This window comes from Petralouisia muris, assembly GCF_004793545.1.
Lineage (GTDB): Bacteria > Bacillota > Clostridia > Lachnospirales > Lachnospiraceae > Petralouisia > Petralouisia muris.
This window is the reverse complement of sequence record NZ_SRYA01000159.1, coordinates 1-4,430: the sequence shown is the minus strand read 5'-3', so window position 1 is coordinate 4,430 and position 4,430 is coordinate 1. Positions and strand designations below refer to the sequence as shown.

Here is a 4,430-nt window from a genome sequence, read left to right as displayed (position 1 = left end):
CTCCATAATTATATGATACCAAATATTCATCCGGAACACCATAGGCATTGTCGATTTTTAACCGCCAAAGTAATATGAGTGGTCAATATATATGTATACCAGACATTGACGCAGGATACCCCTTGAGCAGGCTGTCAGATATATTTTGGAACAGGGAGAGGCTGTCAGCGCATATGAATGGGACGGATGCGGCAACAGTTGCGCATGCCCTGCGTGCATTATCGGGGTATACAGGAAGGGACTGGCTGTAAATATTACAGGCCAACTATACACAAAACGTCAGTTTGGCGAAGTGTGCGGGAAACGGAAAAATTTTCATAAGGGAACAGGAAAAACAGGCCGTCCGGAATGATCTGGGCGGCCTTCCTGCGTGAATTGTGTATGTTACCAGCACAATTTCATGTAAGGATATAATCTTTGGTGCCTGGAATTGTCAGACACTTTCAGGTAGCGGCCTGGGAAACGCTGTTTGGAGAGCTGCCATAAATATGGAAATGAACAGTTGTATATGCAATTGGAAGCGTGACAGGAAAATGAGTAAATCTGTGACGGCGGGTGAAGCTGAATCTGTGACAGCTCATGAAGTTATTAACGCACGGCTGATCAGTCCAAGCCGATTCACTGGTCTTATGCATTTCGCCGTGGAGAACCGTATATCAAAACGGGAACGGGAAAAAGTCAGCATCCTGGGTGCGCATGAACACTGGAATAATCCCATGGACAAGAAATACAGCCGTAATCTTGGAAAAATGGAAGGGATCGAGTTGATACAGAAGATACATTGAACGACAGGAATGGAAACAGTGTATAGCCTGCGCATGAGCCATATGGAACTGGTACAGCTTTCCGGCAAGATCATAGAGCCATGCAAGGCTTGCTGGGCTTGTGGCGGGAAAAGGAACTGTGTCCATAAAAACGATCTGTTTCAGGAGATTTTTGAAAGGATGACGCAGGCTGACGGCATATTGTTAGGCTCCCCTGTCTATACGGCGAATATTTCTGCTAATATGCAGGCTTTTTTAGAGAAGGCGGCCGTTGTAACGGATATGAACCGGAATGAAAGTCTCCTGCGGCATAAAGTTGGAGCGGCTGTCACGGCCGCACGGCGCAGAGGGGCATTGAACACACTGGATGCGATGAACCATTTTTTCATGCTGCAGGAGATGTACATGGTTGGTTCCTGTTATTGGCCGATGGCCTATGAGCAGATGCCGGGAGATGTGGGGAAGTATGAAGAAGGTCTGGGAACGATGAGGCGTTTAGGGCAGAATATGGCATATCTGTTAAAATGCCTAAAAGGAGGCGCTGATTTATGATAAAAAAGATAGCGCTGCCCTCTATGTATGAAAATACACACGGTGATAAGGAAACTTCATTCTTTATTCCCTGATTCCACGGAATGGCTGGAAGGAGCGGTTTGAGGGTGAAACTTCAAAAGATGACATATGTCAGTGGCTGTTAGAATTCAAGTAAATTAGTAATATCTGAATTTCTGATTTGTGTTATAATGTAACATAGTCTGAGGAAAACCAGTCTTTGATTATTTGAAGAAGAGCAGGTTATAAAAGCATTTTGAAGTGCTTGGATTTGGAGGGTATATGACATTACAGCAATTAAAATATATGATAATCATGGCAGAAAGAGGCTCTATTACAGAAGCTGCAAAAGAACTGTATATTTCTCAGCCGAGTCTCTCCGGCGCTGTCAAAGAAGTGGAAAAGGAATCTGGAATCACAATTTTCAGCCGTTGCCGGGCAGGCGTGGCATTGACAAAAGAAGGCATGGAGTTTTTAGGCTATGCAAGACAGGTTGTGCAGCAGATGGAACTGCTGGAATCAAAATATATGAACAAAAAGCCAGCAAAACAGAGGTTTTGTGTTTCCACACAGCATTATACCTTTACAACAAATGCGTTTGTGGAACTGATACAGCGTTTTGGACAGGAAAGGTTTGAGTTTATCCTGAATGAAACGCAGACGCACCAGATTGTAGAAGATGTGAGGAACAGGTTCAGTGATTTAGGAATTCTTTATCTTTGCGGCAGCAATGAAAATGTGCTGAGAAAGTTATTTGATGAATATAATCTGAATTTTTATGAATTGTTTCCAGCAACGCCCCATATCTTTATCAGCAAAAATCACCCTTTGGCAAAATGCGCGTCTGTCAGGCTGGATGACCTTAAGCCATATCCCCGGCTTAGTTTTGTGCAGGGGACTTACGAATCTTCCAATTTTTCTGAGGAGCTTTTCAGCAATGAGCCTGCGGAAAGGAGTATCAAAGTCAGTGACCGTGCGGCTATTGTGAATCTGATGATTGGAGTGGAGGGATATACGATTTCAAGCGGTATTTTTCCAAAATATCTGCAAGGTGATTCTATTGTTTCCATTCCGCTTAAGGAAGATGAGGTAATGCACATTGGATACATATTGAACAAGGATAAAGAACTGTCAGAGCTGGGGAAGATTTATGTGGAGGCGTTAAAACAGTATAGAGATAATAAGTGAACCATAGGATCAACCTATGCAATAGCATAAAAAACAGATATTACCTATTACATGACGTTCCGTGCTAAGATATAGAAACGGAAAGGGGGCATACAAATGCCAGGTTATGTATTAGGTAATTTTTTTATTTTTTCTGCTATCAATGCGTTTACGCCGGGACCAGGGAATATCTTAGCATTAAATACAGTAACAAACTATGGATATAAAAAAGGGCGGCCGCTTTTTTGGGGAATTTTTGCAGGATATTATGTTGTGCAGATCATATGTGCAATTTTTGTATTTGGGGTAAGCGCCTTTTTGCCAAATATGCTTGGCATGATGAAATACATAGGAGCCGCTTATATTTTATGGCTGGCGTTTCATATTGCGATTAGTAAACCATCCGCAGATGAGACAGAAAAATCAGCGTCATTTCTGAAAGGATTTTTGCTGCAGTTTGTCAACGTGAAAATCTATTTATTTGGGATTACTGCATTGACAGGATATATTACGGATTATAGCGCTTCTTTAGGGGTTTTATTTTTATTTGAGCTTATGATTGCCACGATTGGAACCATCGCAACCCTTACCTGGGTTGGAATGGGAGTGCTGATACAGAGAGCATATGTAAAATATTACAGGGCAATTAACGTGATTCTTGCATTCACTTTACTAGAGTGTGTTTATAGTATGCTGAGATAGGAGGAATTTACATGTAAGACGAAACGAAATGCTTACATTCAGGTTATCAGCCTAAAAATGCAGAACCAAGAATTATGCCGATTGTGCAAAGCACTACATATTGGGGCAGATATTATCGTTCACTCCACATCAAAATATATGGACGGTCATGCAGTACAGGCAGGCGGAACGATTGTAGACAGTGAGAATTTTGACTGGACAAATGGCAGGTTCCCGGATTTGGCAGAGCTGGATGAATCCTATCATGGCATTTCCTATACAGAAACATACGGAAAGAAGGCATATATTGTAAAGGCAAGGATGCAGCTCATGCGTGATTTTGGCGTTTATCCTGCCGCACATTCCGCATTTTTACTGAATCTTTGCCTGGAAACATTGGCTGTCAGAGCAGTTGACCGATGAACAGTTGGTGGCTGCAGGGATTGAGCAGGGATTGGTTCGTCTTTCCGTTGGTTTGGAAAATGTAGAAGATATTATTGCAGATTTGGAGCAGGTATTTTCCAAACTGTGAGTTTAAGTTTGAAAAGCCGTGCAATGAATGCAGAGATATTTTATGTAGAGGAGACAGAATGATGAAGAAAATTCCTTTAGCTACTCCTACCATGCATACGGAGGAGCGGCAGTATATTCAGAAAGCATTTGAAACAAACTGGATTTCACCTTTGGGGCAGAATGTAGATGAATTTGAGGCTAAAGTGGCGGCTTATGCAGGAGCATCTTCTTGCGCTGCGCTATCGTCTGGAACTGCTGCGCTGCATCTTTCAGTTATTTTAGCGGGGGTAAAGGAGAATGATATTGTATTCGTTCCTTCCCTGACCTTTGCAGCAAGCGTTAATCCAATTAGATACGAATATGCAACCCCTGTTTTTATTGATTCAGAACGTGACACTTGGAATATGGATGCAGCGGCATTAAGGAAAGCATTTGAAAAATATCCCCACCCGAAGGCTGTCATGGCTGTGCATTTGTACGGCACATCAGCGAATATGGACGAAATTTGCGCCCTTTGTAAGGCGCATGATGTTCCCTTAATTGAAGATGCTGCTGAATCGTTAGGTACGACATACAAAGGGAAAATGACAGGTACGTTCGGGAATTATGGAATTTATTCCTTTAATGGAAACAAGATTATTACGACCTCGGGCGGCGGCATACTGGTTGCTAAACGGGAAAAAGATGTAGATAAAGCACAATGTCATTAACTTAAGGAAAAGAACAATACCGGATGTCTTTACACCCATTCAT

Annotated in this window: 5 protein-coding genes and 2 pseudogenes; all 7 read left to right on the top strand. The window is 42.3% G+C overall.

Annotated elements, in window-relative coordinates; genetic code table 11:
* The first annotated feature begins 145 nt into the window (after window positions 1-145).
* Window positions 146-352, top strand: coding sequence for a hypothetical protein (locus E5329_RS31355; RefSeq protein WP_275443855.1), 207 nt, complete (start codon window positions 146-148; stop codon window positions 350-352).
* Between the two features lie 136 nt (window positions 353-488).
* Entirely contained in the window at window positions 489-785 is a 297-nt protein-coding gene (locus E5329_RS28425; protein WP_135992483.1) for a hypothetical protein, read from the top strand.
* A gap of 9 nt (window positions 786-794) precedes the next feature.
* Window positions 795-1,316 carry a flavodoxin family protein gene (locus tag E5329_RS28420; protein WP_168356814.1) on the top strand — a complete coding sequence of 174 codons (522 nt, stop codon included), beginning with the start codon at window positions 795-797 and terminating at the stop codon, window positions 1,314-1,316.
* 282 nt (window positions 1,317-1,598) lie between these two features.
* Window positions 1,599-2,504 carry a LysR family transcriptional regulator gene (locus tag E5329_RS28415; protein ID WP_135992482.1) on the top strand — a complete coding sequence of 302 codons (906 nt, stop codon included), beginning with the start codon at window positions 1,599-1,601 and terminating at the stop codon, window positions 2,502-2,504.
* Between the two features lie 96 nt (window positions 2,505-2,600).
* Window positions 2,601-3,185, top strand: coding sequence for a LysE family transporter (locus E5329_RS28410; RefSeq protein WP_135992481.1), 585 nt, complete (start codon window positions 2,601-2,603; stop codon window positions 3,183-3,185).
* A gap of 81 nt (window positions 3,186-3,266) precedes the next feature.
* A pseudogene (locus tag E5329_RS28405) lies at window positions 3,267-3,696 on the top strand (PLP-dependent transferase); the annotation flags it as partial.
* A gap of 58 nt (window positions 3,697-3,754) precedes the next feature.
* Window positions 3,755-4,378, top strand: a pseudogene (locus E5329_RS28400) (DegT/DnrJ/EryC1/StrS family aminotransferase); the annotation flags it as partial.
* Between the last annotated feature and the right edge of the window lie 52 nt (window positions 4,379-4,430).